Raw genomic sequence first — 22,504 nt, forward strand, 5'->3', positions numbered from 1 at the left:
GCGCGGGCCGAGCGGGCGTGACCGCGTGCGACCCGTGTGATCCAAGCGACCCAGAAAGACAGCCGTGGAACGAGGAGAAGAGCTGTGAGCACCGAGAACGAGGGCACTGCGGTACCCCCGGCCCCGTCTGCACCTCCCGTGCCGGTGGACGCTCCCGCTTCCGCACCGGGTGCCGCCCCTGCGGGGCACGCTCCGACCGCGGGGACTCCCGGTCCGGACGCGGGGGGCGCCCCGCCCCCGCCGGGCTCGCCGTACGGGCCCGGCGGCGCGCACCAGGAGGGCGCCCCGACCACCCCGATGCCGGCGACGCAGCCCCAGGCGCCCGGCCAGGCACCGATGCCGGCGCCGCCCGCGGGCCAGCCCATGGCGCACCCGGGTCAGCCCACGGCCGCCGAGGCGGGCTGGCCGCCTCCGGCACCGGTGGCGCCCGCCTACGCGAGCGGTGCCGGCGGCGGCGCCACGGGCGTCTGGGGCGCGGCGTACCAGCAGCCCGCCCCGAAGCCGAGGAGCGGCCGTGGCGGACTGATCGCGGGGATCCTCGTCGCCGCGCTGGTCGCGGGCGGCGTCGGCGGCGGGATCGGCTACCAGCTGGCCAGGACCAGCGACTCCAGCGGGTCCACGACGGTCTCCGCCGCGACCACCGGCGGCGACGTGAAGCGCGACAACGGCACGGTCGCGAACGTGGCCGCCAAAGCGCTGCCGAGCACGGTGACGATCGAGGCCGAGAGCACCAACGGCCAGGGCGGCACCGGCACCGGCTTCGTCTTCGACAAGCAGGGCCACATCATCACCAACAACCACGTGGTGGCGGACGCGGTCGACGGCGGCAAGCTCACCGCGACGTTCCCGAACGGCAAGAAGTACGACGCCGAGATCATCGGTCACGCACAGGGCTACGACGTCGCCGTCATCAAGCTCAAGAACGCGCCCGACGACCTCAAGCCGCTCGCCCTCGGGAACTCGGACGAGATCTCGGTGGGCGACTCGACGATCGCGATCGGCGCCCCCTTCGGCCTGTCGAACACGGTGACCACGGGCATCATCAGCGCCAAGAACCGTCCGGTGGCCTCCAGCGACGGCGCCTCCGGCAGCAAGTCGTCGTACATGAGCGCCCTGCAGACGGACGCCTCGATCAACCCCGGCAACTCCGGCGGTCCCCTGCTGGACGCCGAGGGCGCGGTCATCGGGATCAACTCGGCGATCCAGTCCGCGGCGAGCGGCAGCGGCATGGGCGGCGGCGGACAGGCCGGCTCGATCGGCCTGGGCTTCGCGATCCCGATCAACCAGGCGAAGTACGTGGCCCAGCAACTGATCAGCACGGGCAAGCCGGTCTACGCGAAGATCGGTGCCTCCGTGTCGCTGGACGAGTCCACCAACGGGGCGAAGATCACCGATCAGGGCGCGAGCGGTTCCGCCGCGGTCGAGGCCGGCGGCCCGGCGGCGAAGGCGGGCCTGAAGCCGGGCGACGTGATCACCAAGCTGGACGACGTGGTGGTCGACAGCGGCCCGACCCTGATCGGTGAGATCTGGACCCACAAGCCGGGCGACAAGGTCACCATCACCTACCAGCGGGGCGGTTCCACCCACACGACCACGGTCACCCTGGCCTCCCGCTACGGCGACAACTGACCCCACCACCACTCCACCACCGCTCAGGGGCGCCCCTCGTCGAGGGGCGCCCCTTCTGTGCGGCCCTGTCCCGCTGGATGGCCCTGTCTCGCGCGGGGCCGGCGGGGCGACATGCCCCGGGGACTTCGCCAGCGCCCCCGGCACCAACGGCGTCGCGGGCGGCGGAGGCGGCTGCAACGCCTTTGACGGAAGCGGCACGCTCGGCTCGGCGGGCGGCAGCGGTGGATCCAACCTCGTCCCCGCGGGAGGCACTTCAGGCACGGCCACCGGACCGGCCGAGGTGACGATCACCTACACCCAGCACAAGCAGCACGGCTGGCACGGCGGGTACGGCTGGGCCTGGTGGCCGTGGAACGCCCGGTAGGCTGTACCCGCCCCGCCCTGACGGCCGGGGCGAGGTGGGTTGCCCGAGCGGCCTAAGGGAACGGTCTTGAAAACCGTCGTGGCGCGAGTCACCGTGGGTTCAAATCCCACACCCACCGCGTAGGTGTACGGGCCCCCGACCGGGGATTCAGGTCGGGGGCCCGTCCGTGTCTTGACAGCCGCTTCGTATCTGACGGACAGTCAGAAACTGTGACGACGACCGAGGACTGCAGGGCCTTCACCGCGCGTCTGAAGGCGTACGAGGGGCGCCCGGCCGCGACCGGGGGCATCGGCAAGGACCCCGTCAACGCGCCGATGATCAGGCACTGGTGCGAGGCGATGGGCGATGCCCACCCGGCGTACACCGGGCCGGACGCCGTCGCCCCGCCCACCATGCTCCAGGTGTGGACGATGGGCGGCCTCTCCGGCCACACCGGGCGGGCGGGGGCGTACGACGAACTGCTCGCTCTTCTCGACGGCGCCGGGTGCACCGCGGTCGTCGCCACCGACTGCGAGCAGGAGTACCCGCGTCTCCTGCGCCCCGGGGACGAGGTCACCTTCGACGCGGTGATCGAATCGGTCTCGGACCGCAAGCGGACGAAGCTCGGCACGGGGTACTTCGTGACGACGCGCATGGACATCCGCGTGGGCGGCGAACTGGCGGGCACCCACCGGTTCCGCATCCTCAAGTACGCCCCCGCGGGGTCCGCCGCCTCCGAGGGGCGCGACCGTGCGGATTCCGCTCCCGCGCGCGGGGAGCCCGCCGCGCGGCGGCCCCGCCCCGTGGTCAACCGGGACAACGCCGGGTTCTGGGAGGGGGTGGCCCGGCACCGACTGCTGATCCAGCGGTGCGCCGGGTGCGCGGCCCCGCGCTTCCCCTGGCTGCCGGGCTGCAACGCCTGCGGCTGCCCCGAGTGGGACACGGTCGAGGCGAGCGGCGAGGGCACCGTCTACTCGTACGTCGTGATGCACCACCCGCCCTTCCCGGCCTTCGACCCGCCGTACGCGGTCGGTCTGATCGAGCTGGCGGAAGGGGTGCGGATCGTGAGCAACGTGATCGGGGTGCCGTACGACAAGGTGCGGGTCGGCATGCCGGTCCGGCTCGCCTTCGAACGGTACGACGACGACTTGGTGCTCCCGGTGTTCCGGGCCGGGGACGACGCCGGGGCAGCGGCCGGCGCCGGGCCCGAGCCCAAGCCCAGGCCCGAGCCCGGACCCGGCACCAGGGACGGGGGCTGACATGGGCGACACCGACACCCGGGACGGCGCCGAGGCGGTACGGGCGGGGGACCGCCTGCCGCCGCTGGAGATCGCGATCACCCGCACCCTGATCGTCGCCGGGGCCCTCGCCTCCCGGGACTACCAGGACGTCCACCACGACGCCGAGCGGGCCCGGGCCAAGGGCTCCCCCGACGTCTTCATGAACATCCTGACGACCAACGGCCTGGTCGGGCGCTATGTCACCGACCACTTCGGCCCCGGCGCGACCCTGCGCAAGGTGGCCATACGCCTCGGCGCGCCCAACCATCCCGGCGACACGATGGTGCTGACCGGCACGGTCGAGGAGGTCGACGGGGACACGGTGACCGTACGGGTGGCCGGGACGAACGGCGTCGGACGGCATGTCACGGGCACGGTGACGGTCTCGACCACGGCGAGCGGAGGCGATGCCCGATGAGCGTGCGGACACGGGACACCCTCGGCGGGCGCGCTGCGGTCGTCGGGATCGGCGCCACCGAGTTCTCCAAGGAGTCGGGGCGCAGCGAGCTGCGCCTGGCCGTGGAGGCGGTACGGGCCGCGCTGGACGACGCGGGGCTCACGCCCGCGGACGTGGACGGCCTGGTCACGTTCACGATGGACACCAGCCCCGAGATCACCGTGGCCCAGGCGGCGGGCATGGGCGAGCTGTCCTTCTTCTCCCGTGTCCACTACGGCGGCGGTGCGGCCTGCGCGACCGTCCAGCAGGCCGCGCTCGCGGTGGCGACCGGGGTGGCGGAGGTCGTGGTCTGCTACCGCGCGTTCAACGAACGCTCGGGGCGCCGCTTCGGTTCCGGGGTGCAGCGCCGCGAACCGTCCGCGGAGGGAGTGGCGATGGGCTGGTCCCTGCCGTTCGGGCTGCTCACCCCCGCGTCCTGGGTGGCGATGGCGGCCCAGCGCTATCTGCACACGTACGGCCTGACCCCTCAGGCGTTCGGGCAGGTGGCCGTCGTGGACCGCAGGCACGCGGCGACCAACCCGGCGGCGTACTTCCACGGCAGGCCCATCACCCTCGCCGATCACGCCGCCTCACGGTGGATCGTGGAGCCGCTGCGGCTGCTCGACTGCTGCCAGGAGACGGACGGCGCCCAGGCCCTCGTGGTCACCTCGGTGGAGCGGGCGCGCGACCTGCCGCGGCCGCCCGCCGTGATCACCGCCGCCGCCCAGGGCGCCGGGCGGGCCCAGGAGCAGATGACCAGCTTCTACCGGGACGACCTGACCGGACTGCCGGAGATGGGCGTGGTGGCCCGCCAGTTGTGGCGGACCTCGGGGATGGGGGCCGGGGACATCGACGTGGGCATCCTGTACGACCACTTCACCCCGTTCGTGCTGATGCAGCTGGAGGAGTTCGGGTTCTGCGAGCCGGGCGGGGCGGCGGACTTCGTGGCCGAGGAGCGGCTGCCGCTCAACACCCACGGCGGACAGCTGGGGGAGGCGTACCTGCACGGGATGAACGGGATCGCCGAGGGGGTACGGCAACTGCGCGGCACCGCGGTCAACCAGGTGCCGGGCGCCGCCCGCGCCCTGGTCACCGCGGGCACCGGCGTTCCCACCTCCGGCCTCGTCCTGACGGCGGACAGGTGACCGGAGCGCGGCCGGGGCCGCCGCCGACCCTCAGGGGCGGGGGACGGCCCGGTCCACCTTCAGGAGGTGGCGGCGGCCCCTGGCATACAACCTGAGGGGGATGCGGCTTCGGGACCTGCGGGCGATCCGCGCGGGTGGGCCGGAACCTAGCGTGGAGACATGACCACTCCCGTCTGCACCAGCGCTTCGCATGCCGCTGTACCCGCGAGGCAGACCCTTGCCTACCCGTCGTTCGCGTCGTACATGAGGGCCCGCCAGCCGGTGCTGCTACGGGCCGCCCGCTCGCTGACCCAGAATCCGAGCGACGCGGAGGACCTGCTGCAGACCGCGTTGGCGAAGACGTATGTCGCCTGGGACCGGATCGAGGACCACCGCGCGCTCGACGGCTATGTACGCCGGGCCCTGGTGAACACGCGGACGTCGCAGTGGCGCAAGCGCAAGGTCGAGGAGTTCGTGTGCGACGAGCTGCCCGAACCCGAGGTGCTTCCCGTCAAGGACCCGGCCGAGGAGCAGGCGCTGCACGACGCCATGTGGCGGGCGATCATGAAGCTGCCCGCACGCCAGCGGGCGATGGTCGTCCTGCGGTACTACGAGGACCTCAGCGAGGCCCAGACGGCACAGGTGCTCGGCGTCTCGATCGGCACGGTGAAGTCGGCGGTGTCACGGGCCCTGGGCAAGCTCAGAGAGGACCCCGAGCTGGAGCCGGTCCGCTAGGAACCGCCGGGAACCGTCAGGAACCTCTCGTTCGGCCCCTGCCGGGCAGCGAGCGTTCGGGCACCGGGTGTGGCATCGATCATGCCCACCCCTAGTGACATACCGATCGGTATGTGAGCAGAATCAGCGGAGCCCTCTGCCTACACGTGGGCACTCGTCGCTCCGGAGGATGCCGTGCTGAGCACCATGCAGGATGTACCGCTGACCGTCACCCGGATCCTGCTGCACGGCATGGCGGTGCACGGGACGTCCACGATCTCCACCTGGACCGGCGAGGGCGAGCCGCAGCGCCGCAGCTTCGCCGAGGCGGGCACCCGCGCGGCCCAACTCGCCCACGCCCTGCGGGACGACCTCGGCGTCCGCGACGACGACCGGGTCGCGACGCTCATGTGGAACAACGCCGAGCACGTCGAGGCGTACTTCGCCGTCCCGTCCATGGGCGCCGTCCTGCACACGCTGAACCTGAGGCTGCCCGCCGAGCAGCTGGTGTGGATCGTCAACCACGCCGCTGACAAGGTCGTCATCGTCAACGGCTCGCTGCTGCCGCTCCTCGCGCCGCTGCTGCCGCAGGTGCCGACCCTCCGGCACATCGTCGTCTCGGGCCCCGGCGACCGCGCCCTCCTCGACGGCGCCGGCGTGCAGGTCCACGAGTACGAGGAGCTGATCGCGGGCAGGCCCACGACCTTCGACTGGCCCGAGCTGGACGAGCGCCAGGCCGCCGCCATGTGCTACACCTCCGGCACCACGGGCGACCCCAAGGGAGTGGTGTACAGCCACCGCTCGATCTATCTGCACTCCATGCAGGTCAACATGACGCAGTCCATGGGGCTGACGGACCAGGACACCTCGCTCGTCGTCGTCCCCCAGTTCCATGTCAACGCCTGGGGGCTGCCGCACGCCACCTTCATGACCGGCGTGAACATGCTGATGCCGGACCGCTTCCTCCAGCCGGCCCCGCTCGCCGAGATGATCGAGAGCGAGCGGCCCACCCACGCCGCGGCCGTCCCCACCATCTGGCAGGGACTGCTCGGCGAGCTGACCGCCAGGCCGCGTGACGTCTCCTCCCTCGGCCAGGTCACCATCGGCGGCGCGGCCTGTCCGCCCTCCCTCATGAAGGCCTTCGACCAGCTGGGCATGCGGGTCTGCCACGCCTGGGGCATGACGGAGACCTCCCCGCTGGGCACGGTCGCCCGTCCCCCGGCCCACGCGGTCGGTACCGAGCAGGAGTTCTCCTACCGGCTCACCCAGGGGCGCTTCCCCACGGGCGTGGAGGCCCGTCTCACCGGCCCCGACGGCGCGCGGCTGCCCTGGGACGGCGAGTCCGCGGGCGAGTTGGAGGTGCGCGGCCCGTGGATCGCGGGTGCGTACTACAACGGCCCCGACGCCGAACCCCTGCGCCCGGCGGACAAGTTCAGCGAGGACGGCTGGCTCAAGACCGGCGACGTCGGCACCATCGGCCCCGACGGCTTCCTCACCCTCACCGACCGGGCCAAGGACGTCATCAAGTCGGGCGGCGAGTGGATCTCCTCGGTGGATCTGGAGAACGCCCTGATGTCCCACCCGGACGTCGCCGAGGCCGCCGTGGTCGCCGTACCGGACGACAAGTGGGGCGAACGCCCGCTCGCGACCGTCGTGTTGAAGTCGGGCGCCACCGCCGACTTCGCCACCCTGCGCTCCTTCCTGGAGCAGGAGGGCAGGATCGCCCGGTGGCAGCTCCCCGAGCGCTGGACCCTCGTCGCGTCGGTGCCCAAGACGAGCGTCGGCAAGTTCGACAAGAAGGTACTGCGCCGGCAGTACGCCGCGGGTGAGCTGGACGTCACGCAACTCTGAGGGGCCGACGACGCGAGGGGTGCTGTTTCACGTGAAACAGCACCCCTTGTGCTTGTCCGCGCCTCATGTCCCTTTCGGGAACTGTCAGTTCGTGCCGATCCGGGCCAGCAGATCCACGATCCGCTCCTGGACCTCCGTGCTGGTCGAGCGCTCCGCCAGGAACAGGACCGTCTCCCCCGAGACCAGCCGCGGCAGCTCGGCCTCGTCCACGGCGGCCGTGTAGACCACGAGCGGGGTGCGGTCGAGCAGCTGGTTGGCACGCAGCCAGTCGACCACCCCGGCCTGGCGGCGGTGCACCTGCATCAGGTCCATCACCACCAGGTTCGGCCGCATCTGCGACGCGAGCGTGACCGCGTCCGCGTCCGACGCGGCCCGCGCGACCTGCATACCCCGCCGCTCCAACGCCGCCGTGAGCGCCAGCGCGATCTCGGCGTGCTCCTCGATCAGCAGGACCCGCGGCGGATGCTGCTCGGAGTCACGCGGTGCGAGCGCCTTCAGCAGCACGGCCGGGTCGGCGCCGTACGCCGCTTCGCGTGTCGCCTGTCCGAGCCCCGCCGTGACCAGGACGGGCACCTCGGCGGCCACCGCCGCCTGGCGCAGCGACTGCAGTGCGGTCCGGGTGATCGGGCCGGTGAGCGGATCCACGAAGAGCGCGGCCGGGAAGGCGGCGATCTGCGCGTCGATCTCCTCGCGGGAGTTGACGACGACGGGCCGGTAGCCGCGGTCGCCGAGCGCCTGCTGGGTCGTGGCGTCGGGCGCCGGCCAGACGAGCAGCCGCCGCGGGTTGTCGAGCGGCTCCGGGGGCAGCTCGTCGTCCATCGGCTGGGCCTGGGGCCGGTCGGCGACCTCGATGGCACCCCCGGGGCCGTCGAGCGGCTCGGGTCCTTCGTCGGCGTTCTCGTCGGGGGCCCCTATGGCGTACGACCGCCCGGCGCCCTCGGAGGCTCCGATCCCGCTCCCGGGACCGGTCAGACGGGACTTCCCGGTGGACGGCGCCTGACCCGGGAGCGGAGCCGCCGGGGTCGTCGCGGCCGTCGTGGCGGTGGTGGCCGTGGCGGCCTGCTGCGGATGCGGACGTGCCGCCGTCTCGGGGCGCTCGCCCGCGGGCTCGGGCGGCGTGCCCAGCTTGCGGCGTCGGCCCGAGGCGCTCGGCTGCTGCGGAGGAGGCGTGGCGGACAGGGGTCGGGGCTGGGTGGCTCCGGGCTGGGCGCCTTGGCGGGCGAAGGGCACGCCCTGCCCGAGCGTTCGCACGCTGAACGCCCGCCCCTGGGTCGAGTTGGGGTCGGCGGGCGCGCTCGCCTCGGCCGGCAGCGGCTGGGCTGCCCGAGGGCCCCCGGTCCTCGGCGCCTGCGGCGGGGACGCGGCTGGGGCGGCGGTGCGCTCCGGCGGCAGCGGGGTCCCCCCGGAGGGAGTGGGCTGGGGGGCGGACTGCCGGGGCAGCGGCGTACCGCCTTCCGGGATGTCCGGGGAGGCGGGCCAGGACTGCGGGGATGCCGGGACGTCGGGGGCGGGGGAGGCGGCGGGCATCTCGCCCGCCGGGGTCTCCTCGGCGGCCACCGGCTGCGGTTGGGGCATGGCCTCCGGCTGGGGCGTCGCCTCCGGCGCGGCGGCGGGCGCGGGCTGTGCCCCGTCGGTGCCCTGCGCGGGGACGGGCATCTCGCCCGCCGGCGTGGGCACCGGGTGCGGCTGCGGTGGGGTGTGGCCGTCGGCCTGGTCGTGCCGGACGAGGTCGTGGCGGCCCTCGTCGGCCTGCTCCGGCACGGGAGCGCTGTGCTCCGGCGCGCGATCCGCCGCGGCGGGCGGCAGCGCGAACACCGTACGGGGCGCGGAATCCGCGGCGGCGGCACGCTCGTTCGCGGCGACTAGGGCACGGCGGCGGCGACCGGTCGGGGTGCCGTCGGCGTCCGGGTCCGCGGCCTCCGCGCTCGTGCCCTCGCCGTTGCCGTCGACGGCCGCGGGCAGTGCCGGCGGCAGGGCCTGGGGCCCGGCGTCCCGGCGGGCGCGTCGGCCGGTGGGGGCGACGGGGACACCGCCCGGGGGCACGGCCTGGCCGAGTCCGGCCGCCGGAGTTCCGGCGGCGTGCTCGGCGGCGGTGGTCACCGCGCCCTCGGCGACGGCTTCGCCAGCGGCGCCGTTCTCGGCCGGGCTCGGGCGGCCGCGCCGCCGCCCAGTGCCGTTGGACGCGGGCGCCTTCGGGGCGCCGTCGGACTGAGGGGCCTGGGGGGCGGTGGCCTGGGCGGGAACGGCCGCCGAGGTGGCGGCGGCCTCCGCAGCCCGGCGCCTGCGCCGCCCGGTGGGCGCCGAAGCGGCCGTGCCGGCGACCTCGTCGGAAGCGGGGGCGGAGGCGGGGGCGGGGGCGCCCACCTCACTGTCGAGGAAGGCGTCCACGGACGACCGCCGGGCCCGCCGCCGGCCACCTCCCTGCTGCTCGCCGCCCTGCCTCGGCACGGTGGGCTGCTGCTGCGCGGCGGGTTCCTGCGGTGCGGCGTCCCGCTCGGCCTCGGCCGGTGCGGGCTCGTCCTGGACCTGCCCGAAGAGCGCGAGCTCGGTGCCCGGCCGACCCGAGGACATCCCGGGGACGGGCGCCGTCACGGCCCCCGCGCCGTCGCCGATCGGGACTTCGAGCACATAGGCGCTGCCGCTCATGCCCGGCACCTCGTGCGTCTGCAGCACACCACCGTGCGCGCGCACGATGCCGCCGACGATCGGCTGGTGCACCGGGTCTCCCCCGGCGTACGGGCCGCGCACCTCGATCCGGACGACCTCGCCGCGCTGGGCCGCCGCCACGACGACGGTGTTGTCCATGTATCCACCCGCCGAGACGGGCGCGTTGCCCGTGGCGTCGACGCCCGCCACGTCCGCGACGAGATGCGCGAGCGCTTGGGCGAGCCGCACCGGGTCGACCTCGGCCTCGATGGGCGGGGCATGTACGGCGAACTGCACCCGGCCCGGCCCGATCAGTTCGATGGCGCCTTCGACACCGGCGGACACGACCGCGTCGAGCATCACGGCGGTCCGGGCGAGCGTGTCCTCGCCCCCTTCCAGCCGCTGGAAGCCGAGGACGTTGTCCACGAGGGTGGTGATGCGGGAGTAGCCGGCCGCGAGGTGGTGCAGCACCTGGTTGGCCTCGGGCCACAGCTGCCCGGCGTCGTCCGCCGCCAGCTTGGCCAGCTCACCGCGCAGCTCCTCGATGGGGCCGCGCAGGGACTGGGCGAGCATCGCCAGCAGTTGGTCGTGCCGTGCGGTCAGCGCCTCGTAGCGGTCCTTCTCGCGCTCCGCGAGCGCCGCGTAGCGCTCGTCCCCGGCCGCGAGGTCATCGGTGTGCTTCTCGTGCAGTGCGCTGAGCTCGGCCGTGTGCTTCTCGGCGAGCCGCTCCAGCTCCTGCCTGTGCTCCTCGGCGAGCCGCTCCAGCTCCTCCTCGTGCCGCTGCACGGCCTCGTCCCGCTCCGCCGTCAGCGATTCGAGCGGGCGCCGGTCCGTGAACGTCAGCACGGCGCCGACCAGCTCGTCCCCGTCCCGCACCGGTGCGGTGGTCAGGTCGACCGGCACCTTGTTCCCCGCCTTGGACCACAGCACCTGCCCGCGCACCCGGTGCTTGCGGCCGGACCGCAGGGTGTCGTGCAGCGGGGACTCCGTGTACGGGAACGGGGCGCCGTCCTCGCGGGAGTGCAGGACGAGGGTGTGCAGCTCCTTGCCACCGAGGTCGCTGGCGCGGTAGCCGAGGATCTGGGCGGCGGCCGGGTTGACGAGCACGATCCGCCCGTCGGTGTCCGTGCCCACGACGCCCTCGGCCGCGGCGCGGAGGATCATCTCGGTCTGGCGCTGGGAGCGGGCCAGTTCGGCCTCGGTGTCGACGGTGCCGGACAGATCGCGGACCACGAGCATCAGCAGCTCGTCGCCGGTGTAGCCGGAGCCGTCGTAGGCCTGCCTGCCGTCCTCGAGATTGGCGCTGGTGACCTCGACCGGGAAGGCGTGGCCGTCCGTGCGGCGGGCGATCATCCGGGTCGGCTTGGTGCGCCCGCTGGCGTCGGTGGACTCCGGCCGCCGCATCGACCCGGGGATCAGCCGCGAGTCGAAGTGGGGCAGCAGATCGAGGAGCCCCCGGCCCACCAGGGCGGTCCCGGGCGCCTCGAACGCCTCCAGGGCGATGGTGTTGGCGTTGACGACGGTCCCGTTGGCGTTGACCAGCACCAAGGCGTCGGGCAGGGCGTCGAGTATGGCAGCGAGGCGAGCAGCGCCTCGGGATGGCCTGCTGCTCACGAGACGCTTCCTCCCTGTTACCGCACCTTGCCGACCGCCGGGCCATCTTGCCAACCGTGCCCGCCGCGTGTCACGCGAGGGAGTCTACGGGCAGTGGCCCGGCCACGGGCGCCGGATGAGAGGGAGGTCGCACGCGGAAGTGACGCAGATGCTGTGACCGGGCAGGTCTGCGCGCCAAAGCCGCATTTCACCCGTGGCTCCACCCCGAGCCGACGGTGGCCCTGCGGGGCGGGGTCGTCGAGCGGAGGTCGGGCAGCAGCGGGACGAGATCGTTCCAGCGGGCGATCTGGCAGCCGTTGCTGCGGTCGTACCGGGCGTCGACCGGACGGCCGGCCCAGGTGCCGGTGACGCGCGCGGTGGCCGGACCGCCGTACTCCATCGTGCACATGCTGCGCGGCGGCACCGAGGCGAACGGGTCCCGGCCCCAGACGGTCCGCTGGTCCAGTGCCCGGCACGCGCGGGTGGGGGACGGGTGGCTGCCGCTGCCCGGGTGGCAGCGCAGGACGTACGTCCCGTCCGCGTGCCCGGCGTGGCGCACGGTGACGACGAGCCGGTCGCCGGAGACGGGGGGACGGCTGTGGGCGGAGGAGACGGCAGGCGTCGCGATGGCCGACAGAAGAGCGACGGCGCCGACGATCAGGCTGCGCGAGGTCATCTGGAACATGCTGTGAACAACGCCGCGCGGGGCCCGGGGTTGCGCCCCGTCCCGCACTGCCGCCCGGTCGGCCGAGCGGGAGGGACCGAACGGCTGGACGGAACGGTGGGACGCGACGGGCGGCGCACGGCCCCGTGCTTTGCCCTGCGGCCTTTTCGCCTAGTACCGTGGAGGGCGATTGGTCACGGCCCGCGAGGCTGTGTCATCATCTGCACGCACCAATCGCGCGCTCGCGTGAGTGGTTGTGCTGGAGGCGTCGCCTAGTCCGGTCTATGGCGCCGCACTGCTAATGCGGTTTGGGCCTTCAAGCCCATCGAGGGTTCAAATCCCTCCGCCTCCGCGCTTGATCACCGAAGCCCCGGTCCACTGGACCGGGGCTTCGGCGTTCCCGCCCTCGCCCGCACCCCGCTGGGGCGTTTTCGCAGGTCACAAGGGGTGCGCCTAACGGATTTCACATGGCGGCGGCAGTCATGTAATGTTCTTCCTGTCGCCGCGAGCGGGCCGGAAGGGCCGGGAGCGCCGAAGAAAACAGAACAAGCACTCGTAGCTTAACGGATAGAGCATCTGACTACGGATCAGAAGGTTGCAGGTTCGAATCCTGCCGAGTGCACACAGATGAGAGGCCCCGGAGAGATCCGGGGCCTCTTGCGTTTCAGGGCTGTACAGCAGTGAAGTACCGCCAGACGAAGGCGCTACTCAGTGCTCGACGTCCACACCCTTGCCGGACACGAAGTCCAGGCGATCGACTTCCGTAGCCGCGAGGTACCGGTCCCGCTCGGAAAGGAAGAACCGCACGTAGTCCCTCGACTCGTGCTCCTCGAAGGCGGCCTTGTCCCGGTACAGCTCGTAGAACACGCGCTCCAGGGGACGCCCGTCGACGCGGTGCACCGTGTAGATCACCGTTCCGTGCTCGTTCGCGCGGATCTGCTCACCAGTCCGGGCCACGAGGTCGTCGAACGCAGCAGCTGCCGCCTCGTCCTTGCAGCTGAAGCGCACCAGCAGTCCGAACATGCGAGGTCCTCTCTCCGTCGGCATCCAGGCAGGAGCCTCCGCACCATCTCACCAGCCCTCGGCACAGCCGTCAGCGTCGACGTGGTGTCGACGGCGAGTTCGGAGCGGGATCGGTGGTGGACGGTCCGGCGCGGACGACGACTTGGTCTCCTCGTGGACCGAACAGGTGCAGGATCTCCACGGCGCTAGCGTCCGCGGGGCCGAACCAGTGGGGTTCGGTGGTGTCGAACTCGGCCACTTCGCCGGGCAGCAGCGCGAAGTTCCGCGCCCCGAGGATGAGGCGTAGCCGACCGGCGAGGACGTAGAGCCATTCGTAGCCTTCGTGGGTGACCGGTTCCGGCTCGCGGGGTGCCAGTACCTGCTTGAAGACCTGCACTCGGCCCGGGTACTGCGTCAGGGGCACGAGGACGCTCCCGCGCTCCTTGCTCAGGGGCCGAAGGTGCACCCGGGGGTCCCCGCTCGCCGGCGCCGCCACCAACTGGTCGAGTGCGACGTGGTGCGCTCGGGCCAGCGGGATGAGCAGGTCCAGAGTCGGATGCCGCTTGCCCGACTCCACTCGGGACAGTGTGCTGAGGGAGATCCCGGTCGTGGCCGCGAGTGCCTTGAGCGTGAGACCCCGTTCCCGACGCAGCCTGCGCAGCCGGGGACCGATGCCCTCGAGGATCTGCTCCAGCTCCGCGTCCCCGGATCCCGTGTTCATGGATCCAGTTTTGCAGTGTCCGCAAAATCGATGGGCCGCGACCTTGGCCTTGGCCGAGCCTTGCCGGGCATTGTTCCCGGACATTCAGAGGTAGGCCGTGACCGCGACGACACACCCTGTTCAACCCGTGCTGAGCGCACGCAGACGCTGGACGATACTGGCCGTCTGCTGCCTGAGCATGTTCCTGGTGGGCCTGGACACCACCATCGTCAATGTGGGACTGCCCGCCATCGGGCGTGGCCTGGGCGTCGGCACGCGAGGTCTCGAATGGACCGTGGACGCCTACACCCTCGTCCTGGCCAGTCTCCTGATCTCCTCCGGCGCGCTGGCGGATCGCTTCGGACGCCGCCGGGTGTTCCAGTGCGGGCTGGCCGTGTTCGGCGCGGCCTCACTCGTCTGCGCTCTCGCCCCATCGGTGGGCGTACTCGTCGCGGCGCGCGCCCTGCAGGGCATCGGTGCCTCGATGCTCAGCCCCGTGGCGCTCGCGATCGTGGTGAACGCGATGCCGGACCCGAAGGAACGGGCGCAGGCGATCGGCGTCTGGGCGTCGGTGTTCGGACTGAGCATGGCCGCCGGACCCGTCACGGGCGGCGCGCTGCTCGCGGGGCTCGACTGGCGGGCGCTGTTCTGGGTCAACGCGCCCGTCATCGCGGCCGCTCTGCTGCTCAGCGCGGTGTTCGTGCCGGAGTCCCGGGCACAGCGGGCCCGGCGGCTCGACCTGCCCGGCCAGGCCCTGCTGACCCTGGTCCTCGCCGTCGCGGTCGGTGTCCTGATCGAAGGGCCGCGCATCGGCTGGACGTCGCCTGCGGCACTGGCGGGATACGCGGGGGCTGCCGTGGCGGCAGCCGGATTCGTGTGGGTCGAGTCCCGCCGACGTGATCCGCTGATGGACCTGCCGCTCTTCGGGCGCCCGGCCTTCAGCGGTGCCGTCGTGGGTGCGGTGGCGGTCTTTGTGGCCTTGAACATGACACTGCTGCTGAACACCCTCTACCTGCAGCACACTCGGGAATGGACGCCGCTGGCCGCCGGGGAGGCGACCTTGCCCCTGGCCGTCGGAGCGACCGTCTGCGCCCCCTGGTCCGGCCGCATGGTCGGCCGCGCGGGACCGCGGTTGCCGCTGCTCCTCGCGGGCGGGTTCATCACGGCCGGCGGGCTCTGCCTGGTCCGGCTCACCCCGCACACGAGCGTGCTCCTGCTCCTGGCCGCGTACGCGCTCATCGGCATCGGGTTCGGCTTCGCCAACGCCCCGATCACCAACACCGCGGTCAACGGACTGCCACCCGCCCGTGCCGGCGTGGCCGGCGCGATCACCTCCACCGCCCGGCAACTCGGCTCCGCCCTCGGCATCGCAATCGCCGGCGGCCTCGTCACGGCCAGCAGCCCGGCAGGGCTCGCACACGCCTCCCGCCCGGGTTGGATCCTGGTCGCCACCTGCGGCGTACTGCTGCTCCTCGTCGCCCACGTCTCACGGTCGAAGGAGGCCACCACGGGCCCCGCCTCCCCCACCGCCGAGCGGGGTTCAGCGCATCACGCCGGCGCGGAAGCGCATCTGCGGCCAGGCGACGGGAAGAACGTCACCGCCGGTCGGCCCGTCGAACCACCCACCGCATGAACTCGCCGAGCACCGCGCCCCATTGTCTGGACGGTGGGGAGTGTTCGTGATCGGGTTGTGGCATGACTTCCCTGATCCGGCACATCACGGTCGACTGCGCCGATCCCTACGCCCTCGCGGGCTTCTGGGCCCGGGCTCTGGGCGGCACGCTCGGTGACGACGACGTCCCGGGGGATCCGGAGGCGCAGGTCGTCTCCGCCGCGGGAACCCTGCTCTTCGTCAGGGTCGAGGACCGCAAGGCGGTGAAGAACCGTGTGCATCTGGATCTCCAGCCCCAGGACCGCACCCGGGACGAGGAGGTCGAGCGCCTGCTCTCGATCGGCGCCGCGCTCCAGGGCGATCACCGCAGGCCCGATGGCACGGGGTGGGTGACCTTGTGCGACCCCGAGGGCAACGAGTTCTGTGTGGAACGCGGCGCGGCGGAGCGGGCCGAGGGCTGAGGGGCCCGGGCGGGCCCCGCCGCCGGCACGGAGAGCACGGATCATGTGGCGGTCCGCCGGCAGGGCCGCCCCCGGCGTCGGCGGGCGGCGGGACCGGAAGACCGGCGGTGCCGCAGGGGCGACCGTGGCGGTACGGCGCTGGGTCGTCGTCTCAGTCGTCGTCGGCGGCGGTGCGCAGGGCTGACTGGAACAGGCGCCAGGACGTGTCGTTGAAGGCGGCGCCCGCCGCCGCGTTCTCGCTGTCGCGGCTGAAGGTGCCGTGGTTGACGCCGACGAGTGTCAGCTGCCCGCCCTGCCGGGCGAACCAGGGGCCGCCGGAGGCGCCGTTGCCGAGGTTGGCGCAGGTGCCGGTGCCCCAGAGGACCTGTGCCTCGCCGTGGCCGCGGTTGGGCTCCAGCGCCTGGGTGGGCTTGTCGCACACATGCGGGCGGTAGCGGTCGCCCTGGTTCTCCGGGTAGCCGATGATGGTCATCCGCTTGCCGACCAGCGCCTTGTCCACCTTGCTGGGCACCCAGCCGGCCACGTCGCCGACGCTGCGGCCGTCCTTCTTGCCCAGGACGACGTAGGCGATGTCGTAGGCGGTGTGCTCCCAGGAGCCCTCGGCGGCGCGGTACCGGGGGTCGACCAGCACCTTGGAGGAGCGGAAGTACTCCGCCAGCCTCGGCTGCCGGTTCGCGTCGAGACCGGGCCGGAAGAAGACCTCACGGTCGCCCGCCTTCTCGCCGTTGCTCCTGACCACGCAGTGGGCGGCGGTGGCGATGACGTCGGGGGCGACGGCGGTGGCGCTGCACTGCGTGTAGTGCGGGAGGAACGAGGTGCCGCGGTAGTCGAAGTCCGTCGCCAGGTAGCCGACGGCGCTCTTCGGTACGGCGCCGATGGCGCGGTCGCTGCCGCCGAAGGCCTGGTGGGAAGGGGCGGCGCTGGTGCCCGGGGGGCGGGACGAGGAGGAGGACCTTTCCGGGGAGGACTTCTCCGAGGAGGACTTCTCCGGGGCCGAGGGCCACAGGGTCGTGGGGCGGGGGGCGCGGTGTCCGGTGGCGGACAGCCCGCCCTCGGCGGTGCCGGCGCGGGCGGGCGCCGCAGCGGCGCCCAGGACGGTGATCGCGGCGCCGACGGCCGCCGAGATCCGCAACCGGGAACCGGTGCGCCCGGCTCTGGAGCGGCGGGAAGGGGTGGTGGCCCTGGACTTGCCCATGCTCTTCTCCTCGATGAGGACGATCCGCCGTTTCTCGCCGTGGGCCGTGCGGACAGCGCCCGCACCGGTCCCGGAGGCGGTTGGTTCAGGGCGAGCCTAGGAACCGGAACCCCGTCCGCCGAGGATGCGCGAGGATGTCGAACACGCCCTGGCATTCCCTCCGAAAGCCTGCGTTAGAACGGCATGTGAGGAGGTGTCAGCCATTGGCAGGCATGCTCCTTGGACCGTGTGTGTGAAGAAATACGACCGGCCCTCTGCCGAACCGGTGGTCCGACGCCAGCTCCATCAGCGCGGCGAACGCCTTCGCCGTGTAGACCGGGTCGAGTCGAAGGTTCACCCGGGTGGCGGCGAGGGCCTGGGCGGCGGTGGCCTGCGCGGTGCCGTGCCCGTATCCGGGGCCCATCCACCCCCGCAGGACGAGGAGGTCGGCCGGATCGAGGGCCACGGGTGGCAGCGGTGCGCCCCGGCGGCGCAGCAGGCGGGCGCTCCGGTGGGCCAGGGCGACGACGGTGGGTGCGTCCAGACGCAGGGTGTCGTTGACTACGATGCCCACGAGCCGGGTCCGCAGCCCCGCGATGCGCAGGCCGAGCGCCAGGCCGGCCGCCGTGCCGCCGGAGCCCACGGCGGTGACCAGGTGGGTGGGCTCGGGCAGGCCGGCCCGCCTGAGCTGCGCGGCCAGTTCGAGCGCGGCCTCGACGTAGCCGAGCGTGCCCACGGGGTCGGAGCCTCCGGCGGGGAGGAAGTAGGGCGGGCGTCCCCCGTGCGTGTGCCGCAGGAACAGCCAGGGGGCCGCGGCGACGGTACGGAGCTTGGTCCGGGTGAAGTGCAGGGCGGCGCCGGACCGCCGCAGCCGCCGGAGCTGCTCGCGTACGTCGTCGGTGACGGGCTGGTCGATCAGGGCGAGGGCGGTGTGGATGCCGTGTTCCCTGGCGTAGAGGGCCGCGGCCAGGCCCCAGTTGGTCGCAAGGCCCCCCACGGTCAGCAGGGTGCGGGTGCCTCGGCGCTCGGCCTCCGGGAGGATCCACTCCAGCTTGCGCACCTTGTTGCCGCCCCAGCCGCCGGTGCCGTACACGCTGTCGTCCTTGCACCACACCTGTGCGGGCAGGTCGAGCGCGTCCAGCGGGCGCAGGGGTGTCGGACCGGCTCCGAGCCGGAGGTGCGCGAGCGGGCCGATCAGCTCGGGCCATCGCCGGTGCAGCAGCGGCCCATGCGGCACGCCGCTGCCGTCCGCGTCGCCCACGTCGCCTACGTCGTCCGCCTCGCCCACGCCGTCTGCCTCGCCCACGCCGCCCAGGGTTTCGCCGCTGTGCCGAGAACTCAAGACCCCGTTGTCAGTGGCACGGCCTAGGCTCGCAAGAGCGATGAGTCAGGCGTGGAGATGCACAGGTCTGCGGTGGGGGGACGGTGGGCCCCTGCTGGAGTGGGAAGGCGGGCGGCGCAGTGGTCTTGAGCGGGGGAAGCGGGTCGCGTTCGCGGTCGTGGCCGGGGGCGCCCGGATCTGCGGGGGCGCGCGCGGACACGCGTGCCCGGTCCGAGCCGAGGTGCCCGGGCGCGGTACGGGCGGGCGCTGCGAGGAGTGCGCGCGGCTGGACCGGGCGCACTCCGTGGCCGCCGATACCCTCGCCGACGACCCGCGGCCGTATCGGGTGTATCTCGCCTGGTTCGGGCCCGGCCTGATCAAGGTCGGGATCACCGGGGCGCGGCGAGGCCCGGCGCGGCTGCTGGAGCAGGGTGCCGTCGCCTGGACGTGGCTGGGGCAGGGGCCGCTGATGGCGGCACGGCGCGTGGAGGAGCTGCTGCGGGCCGCGCTGCGGGTGCCGGACCGGATCCCGTACGCCGACAAGCGGACCGCCCGCTCCGCGCTGCCGCCGCAGGATGAGCGGGCCGCCGAGTTGGCGCACACGCACGCGCGGGCCGTGGCGCTCGACGGCTGGCCCGAGACGCTGAAGCGCGCGCCGTTTCGGGCCGTGGACCATGCGGAGGTGTTCGGGCTGGACGGGCTGCCCCGTGCGGAGGGCGTGGTGAGCGAGCTGGTCGCGCGGGGAGCGGTGAGCGGACGGCTGCTGGCAGTCGCCGGCCCCGACCTCCATCTGGCCACCGTGCGCGGGGTGCTGGTGCTGGACACCCGGTTGATGACGGGCTGGGAACTGACGGCCGCGGGAGGGGACGAGGTGACGGTGCCGGTGCGGGAATGGGCCGACTCAGGGGACACGGGGGTGCAGGACGGGCTGTTCTGAGGGGCGGGGCCCCCACGCGGGTTCCTCCGCGCGCACAGGCTTCTCACCTGCCCCCGCGCACAGGCTTCTTATGGTTACGGGCGGCAGGCGGCGCCCCGTCCGCCGCGTGCCGCCCGTCGCCTGCCACAGTCACTTCGCCCTGCGCCTCGCCCCGCTCTTCGCCCTGCGCTTCGCCCCGCGCCGGCGGGGGCGGCATGGGCCTTTCCCAGGAGCCCCCTGAACGTTCGCTGTGGGATTCTCAGAGAAATCACAGGTTGGTGATAGGAGGCTCTCAGACCTCCCGGACAGGGTTTTACGCATGACGACCACCTCGCCCCAGGGACGCACCGAACTGCTCCGGCCGGACGGAAGTCCCGTGCGCGTCCTGGTGGTGGACGACGAGCTGTCCATCACCGAACTGCTGTCCATGGCCCTGCGCTACGAAGGCTGGCAGATCCGCAGCGCCGGTGACGGCCAGGGCGCGATCCAGGCCGCGCGCGAGTTCCGGCCCGACGCGGTGGTCCTGGACATGATGCTGCCGGACATGGACGGCCTGTCCGTCCTCGGGCGGCTGCGCCGCGAACTGCCGGACGTGCCCGTCCTCTTCCTCACCGCGAAGGACGCCGTCGAGGACAGGATCGCGGGGCTGACCGCAGGTGGCGACGACTACGTCACCAAGCCGTTCAGCCTCGAGGAGGTCGTGGCCCGACTGCGCGGGCTGATCCGGCGCTCGGGCGCGGCGGACCGCCGCTCGGAATCCGTGCTGGTCGTCGGCGATCTCACGCTGGACGAGGACAGCCACGAGGTCACGCGGGCCGGTGCGAACATCCACCTCACCGCCACCGAGTTCGAACTGCTGCGCTTCCTGATGCGCAACCCGCGGCGCGTGCTCAGCAAGGCGCAGATCCTCGACCGCGTGTGGTCGTACGACTTCGGGGGCCAGGCCAACGTGGTCGAGCTCTACATCTCCTACCTGCGACGCAAGATCGACGCCGGCCGCGAGCCGATGATCCACACCCGGCGCGGTGCCGGATACCTGATCAAGCCCGCCGTGTCATGAGCGGGCGACGACGGCCGCGTACGGGGCGTCCGCGGCTCGGCGGACCGCGCACCCTGCGGACCCGGCTCGTCGTCGCGTCCGTGACGCTGATCGCCGTCGTCTGCGCGGTGATCGGCACGGTGACCACGGTGGTGCTGCGCGAGCACCTGTACACCCAGCTCGACGGCAAGCTCACCGAGGCGGCGCGGCGTGCCGCCGGGGTGCCGGACCAGCTTCCCGCGGGCGGCGTCCGGCCCGAGGAGCCGGCCGTCGGCGAGCCCGGCGGGATCACCGCCCCGCGCACGATCGATCTCGGCGACTACGTCACCCGAGGCCCCCAGGACGGCACGGTCGCGGCCGGCGTCGACCACGGCGCCGCCACCGAAGGCAAGGTGCGCAGGGGGTCGTCGACCAAGGTCTGGTCCGAGGACCTCACCCCGGCGCAGCTGTCCGCCCTGAACGCGGTGCCACGCGCCAAGGGCCGCCCGCACACGGTCGACCTCCCCGGACTCGGCGAGTACCGCGCGATGTTCATCGCCGGATCCAACGGCGCCTTCTACGTCGCGCTTCCGCTCAAGGACCTCAACAGCACCGTCAGCACGCTGGTCCTCGTGGAAGCCAGCGTCACCGCCGTCGGCCTGGTCGCCGCCGGTCTCGCGGGCACCGTGATCGTCGGCCTCGCCACCCGCCCCCTGCGCAAGGTCGCGGCGACCGCCACCCGGGTCTCCGAGCTGCCGCTGCACAGCGGGGAGGTGACCCTCAACGAGCGGGTCCCGGACGCAGAGACCGATCCGCGCACCGAGGTCGGCCAGGTCGGCGCCGCCCTCAACCGCATGCTCGACCATGTCCACGGTGCCCTCCAGGCGCGCCAGCAGAGCGAGACGCGGGTACGGCAGTTCGTCGCGGACGCCAGCCATGAACTGCGGACGCCGCTGGCCTCCATCCGCGGATACGCCGAGCTGACCCGCCGGGGGCGCGAGGAGACCGGCCCCGACACCCGGCACGCGCTGGGCCGGATCGAGTCCGAGGCGGCGCGGATGAGCCTGCTGGTCGAGGATCTGCTGCTGCTGGCCCGGCTGGACGCGGGCCGCCCGCTCCAGTTCGAGACGATCGACCTCGTACCGCTGGTCGTGGACACCGTCAGCGACGCGCGGGCGGCCGGCCGCGACCACCTCTGGCGGCTCGACCTGCCCGACGAGCCCGCCCCGGTCTCGGCCGACGCGGCACGACTGCAGCAGGTGCTGGTCAACCTGCTCGCCAACGCCCGCACCCACACCCCGAGCGGCACGACCGTCACCGCGCGCGTGTGGCACGCGGGGACATGGCTGTGCGTGGACATCGAGGACGACGGCCCGGGCGTCCCCCCCGACCTGCTGCCGCATGTCTTCGAGCGCTTCGCGCGCGGCGACTCGGCGCGGACCCGGGCCACCGGCTCGACCGGACTCGGGCTCGCCATCGTGCAGGCCGTGGCGGCCGCGCACGGCGGTTCGGTGACCGTCGACAGCGTCCCCGGGCGGACGGTGTTCACCGTGCGCCTGCCCGCGTCCGCCGCGCACCGGCCCGTGCACTCACAGGCTCAGCACAGCCGCACCACACGGGTGGGACAGGGCGGTTGAGGAGAGTCGGTGCCATGCGAACCGACTCTTCTCCCGGCACCCTGCCGGCGCGGGAGCACCTCCCGGCCTCCGGAGCCCGCACCCCCGTCCTGGACGTTGTGATCCCCGTGTTCAACGAGGAGAAGGACCTCCAGCCCTGTGTGCTGAGGCTGCACGAGCACCTCGAACGCACCTTCCCCTACGCGTTCCGCATCACCGTCGCGGACAACGCGTCCACCGACTCCACGCCCGAGGTGGCGGCGCGGCTCGCGCAACGCCTGCCCCGGGTCCGGCACGTGCGTCTGGAGCAGAAGGGGCGGGGGCGGGCGTTGGGGGTGGTGTGGTCGGCGTCGGATGCTCCGGTGTTGGCGTATATGGATGTGGATCTGTCGACGGATCTGAAT

Annotated in this window: 18 protein-coding genes and 3 tRNA genes; 15 read left to right on the forward strand and 6 right to left on the reverse strand. The window is 73.0% G+C overall.

Translation table 11 applies throughout. The annotated features are described in order from the left end of the window. Nucleotides 1-84: 84 nt before the first annotated feature. From AB0C59_RS29650 to AB0C59_RS29680, 7 genes are all read left to right on the forward strand, one after another. Nucleotides 85-1,629 (forward strand): trypsin-like peptidase domain-containing protein, encoded by a 1,545-nt coding sequence (locus AB0C59_RS29650; RefSeq protein ID WP_363009989.1) that lies wholly within the window; start codon nucleotides 85-87, stop codon nucleotides 1,627-1,629. Nucleotides 1,630-2,026: 397 nt separating this feature from the next. After that, nucleotides 2,027-2,111: transfer RNA gene (locus AB0C59_RS29655), tRNA-Ser, on the forward strand. 91 nt (nucleotides 2,112-2,202) lie between these two features. After that, complete coding sequence (locus tag AB0C59_RS29660) at nucleotides 2,203-3,231, forward strand: OB-fold domain-containing protein (protein WP_363009991.1); 1,029 nt, start codon at nucleotides 2,203-2,205, stop codon at nucleotides 3,229-3,231. Between the two features lies 1 nt (nucleotide 3,232). Continuing rightward, entirely contained in the window at nucleotides 3,233-3,670 is a 438-nt protein-coding gene (locus tag AB0C59_RS29665) for a MaoC/PaaZ C-terminal domain-containing protein (protein ID WP_363009993.1), read from the forward strand. Beyond that, nucleotides 3,667-4,833 (forward strand): lipid-transfer protein, encoded by a 1,167-nt coding sequence (locus tag AB0C59_RS29670; protein ID WP_363009995.1) that lies wholly within the window; start codon nucleotides 3,667-3,669, stop codon nucleotides 4,831-4,833. The genes AB0C59_RS29665 and AB0C59_RS29670 overlap by 4 nt, the downstream gene beginning before the upstream one ends. A 159-nt stretch (nucleotides 4,834-4,992) precedes the next feature. Further along, nucleotides 4,993-5,547, forward strand: a complete 555-nt coding sequence (locus AB0C59_RS29675) for a SigE family RNA polymerase sigma factor (protein ID WP_363009997.1) — start codon at nucleotides 4,993-4,995, stop codon at nucleotides 5,545-5,547. Between the two features lie 174 nt (nucleotides 5,548-5,721). Further along, entirely contained in the window at nucleotides 5,722-7,377 is a 1,656-nt protein-coding gene (locus AB0C59_RS29680; protein ID WP_363009999.1) for a long-chain fatty acid--CoA ligase, read from the forward strand. 84 nt (nucleotides 7,378-7,461) lie between these two features. Here AB0C59_RS29680 and AB0C59_RS29685 read toward each other — a convergent pair whose 3' ends face one another. Both AB0C59_RS29685 and AB0C59_RS29690 read right to left on the reverse strand, forming a co-directional pair. Beyond that, on the reverse strand, nucleotides 7,462-11,637 hold the full coding sequence (locus AB0C59_RS29685) for a PAS domain-containing protein (RefSeq protein WP_363010001.1): 4,176 nt from the start codon (nucleotides 11,635-11,637) through the stop codon (nucleotides 7,462-7,464). Between the two features lie 187 nt (nucleotides 11,638-11,824). Next, complete coding sequence (locus tag AB0C59_RS29690) at nucleotides 11,825-12,301, reverse strand: SSI family serine proteinase inhibitor (protein WP_363010003.1); 477 nt, start codon at nucleotides 12,299-12,301, stop codon at nucleotides 11,825-11,827. 240 nt (nucleotides 12,302-12,541) lie between these two features. On the opposite strand from AB0C59_RS29690, the gene AB0C59_RS29695 reads away from it, so the two are divergent. Then, nucleotides 12,542-12,632, forward strand: a tRNA-Ser gene (locus tag AB0C59_RS29695). Between the two features lie 197 nt (nucleotides 12,633-12,829). After that, nucleotides 12,830-12,902, forward strand: a tRNA-Arg gene (locus tag AB0C59_RS29700). A gap of 86 nt (nucleotides 12,903-12,988) precedes the next feature. Here AB0C59_RS29700 and AB0C59_RS29705 read toward each other — a convergent pair. Both AB0C59_RS29705 and AB0C59_RS29710 read right to left on the reverse strand, forming a co-directional pair. Continuing rightward, nucleotides 12,989-13,303, reverse strand: coding sequence for an antibiotic biosynthesis monooxygenase (locus tag AB0C59_RS29705; RefSeq protein WP_363010005.1), 315 nt, complete (start codon nucleotides 13,301-13,303; stop codon nucleotides 12,989-12,991). A 70-nt stretch (nucleotides 13,304-13,373) separates the two neighbouring features. Further along, nucleotides 13,374-14,003, reverse strand: a complete 630-nt coding sequence (locus AB0C59_RS29710; protein ID WP_363010007.1) for a helix-turn-helix domain-containing protein — start codon at nucleotides 14,001-14,003, stop codon at nucleotides 13,374-13,376. A gap of 127 nt (nucleotides 14,004-14,130) precedes the next feature. On the opposite strand from AB0C59_RS29710, the gene AB0C59_RS29715 reads away from it, so the two are divergent. Both AB0C59_RS29715 and AB0C59_RS29720 read left to right on the forward strand, forming a co-directional pair. Then, nucleotides 14,131-15,615 (forward strand): MFS transporter, encoded by a 1,485-nt coding sequence (locus AB0C59_RS29715; protein ID WP_363010009.1) that lies wholly within the window; start codon nucleotides 14,131-14,133, stop codon nucleotides 15,613-15,615. 62 nt (nucleotides 15,616-15,677) lie between these two features. Beyond that, entirely contained in the window at nucleotides 15,678-16,055 is a 378-nt protein-coding gene (locus AB0C59_RS29720) for a VOC family protein (RefSeq protein WP_363010011.1), read from the forward strand. Nucleotides 16,056-16,206: 151 nt separating this feature from the next. Here AB0C59_RS29720 and AB0C59_RS29725 read toward each other — a convergent pair whose 3' ends face one another. Further along, on the reverse strand, nucleotides 16,207-17,250 hold the full coding sequence (locus tag AB0C59_RS29725; protein WP_363010013.1) for a trypsin-like peptidase domain-containing protein: 1,044 nt from the start codon (nucleotides 17,248-17,250) through the stop codon (nucleotides 16,207-16,209). A gap of 196 nt (nucleotides 17,251-17,446) precedes the next feature. After that, nucleotides 17,447-18,535, reverse strand: a complete 1,089-nt coding sequence (locus AB0C59_RS29730) for a pyridoxal-phosphate dependent enzyme (protein ID WP_363010015.1) — start codon at nucleotides 18,533-18,535, stop codon at nucleotides 17,447-17,449. Between the two features lie 76 nt (nucleotides 18,536-18,611). On the opposite strand from AB0C59_RS29730, the gene AB0C59_RS29735 reads away from it, so the two are divergent. From AB0C59_RS29735 to AB0C59_RS29750, 4 genes are all read left to right on the forward strand, one after another. Further along, entirely contained in the window at nucleotides 18,612-19,487 is an 876-nt protein-coding gene (locus AB0C59_RS29735) for a DUF2797 domain-containing protein (RefSeq protein ID WP_363010017.1), read from the forward strand. Between the two features lie 298 nt (nucleotides 19,488-19,785). After that, entirely contained in the window at nucleotides 19,786-20,526 is a 741-nt protein-coding gene (locus AB0C59_RS29740; RefSeq protein WP_363010018.1) for a response regulator transcription factor, read from the forward strand. Then, nucleotides 20,523-22,121 (forward strand): HAMP domain-containing sensor histidine kinase, encoded by a 1,599-nt coding sequence (locus AB0C59_RS29745; protein ID WP_363010020.1) that lies wholly within the window; start codon nucleotides 20,523-20,525, stop codon nucleotides 22,119-22,121. The genes AB0C59_RS29740 and AB0C59_RS29745 overlap by 4 nt, the downstream gene beginning before the upstream one ends. Nucleotides 22,122-22,135: 14 nt before the next feature. Continuing rightward, a partial coding sequence (locus tag AB0C59_RS29750; protein WP_363010022.1) for a glycosyltransferase occupies nucleotides 22,136-22,504 on the forward strand: 369 nt, incomplete at its 3' end.

The organism is Streptomyces sp. NPDC048664, from assembly GCF_040650555.1.
In the GTDB taxonomy this organism is placed as follows: domain Bacteria; phylum Actinomycetota; class Actinomycetes; order Streptomycetales; family Streptomycetaceae; genus Streptomyces.

Coding starts and splice junctions, on each gene's coding strand:
- AB0C59_RS29665 (WP_363009993.1), top strand. CDS start 3,233: ATGGGCGACACCGACACCCGGGACGGCGCCGAGGCGGTACGGGCGGGG.
- AB0C59_RS29670 (WP_363009995.1), top strand. CDS start 3,667: ATGAGCGTGCGGACACGGGACACCCTCGGCGGGCGCGCTGCGGTCGTC.
- AB0C59_RS29675 (WP_363009997.1), top strand. CDS start 4,993: ATGACCACTCCCGTCTGCACCAGCGCTTCGCATGCCGCTGTACCCGCG.
- AB0C59_RS29690 (WP_363010003.1), bottom strand. CDS start 12,301: ATGTTCCAGATGACCTCGCGCAGCCTGATCGTCGGCGCCGTCGCTCTT.
- AB0C59_RS29705 (WP_363010005.1), bottom strand. CDS start 13,303: ATGTTCGGACTGCTGGTGCGCTTCAGCTGCAAGGACGAGGCGGCAGCT.
- AB0C59_RS29710 (WP_363010007.1), bottom strand. CDS start 14,003: ATGAACACGGGATCCGGGGACGCGGAGCTGGAGCAGATCCTCGAGGGC.
- AB0C59_RS29720 (WP_363010011.1), top strand. CDS start 15,678: ATGACTTCCCTGATCCGGCACATCACGGTCGACTGCGCCGATCCCTAC.
- AB0C59_RS29725 (WP_363010013.1), bottom strand. CDS start 17,250: ATGGGCAAGTCCAGGGCCACCACCCCTTCCCGCCGCTCCAGAGCCGGG.
- AB0C59_RS29735 (WP_363010017.1), top strand. CDS start 18,612: ATGAGTCAGGCGTGGAGATGCACAGGTCTGCGGTGGGGGGACGGTGGG.
- AB0C59_RS29740 (WP_363010018.1), top strand. CDS start 19,786: ATGACGACCACCTCGCCCCAGGGACGCACCGAACTGCTCCGGCCGGAC.
- AB0C59_RS29745 (WP_363010020.1), top strand. CDS start 20,523: ATGAGCGGGCGACGACGGCCGCGTACGGGGCGTCCGCGGCTCGGCGGA.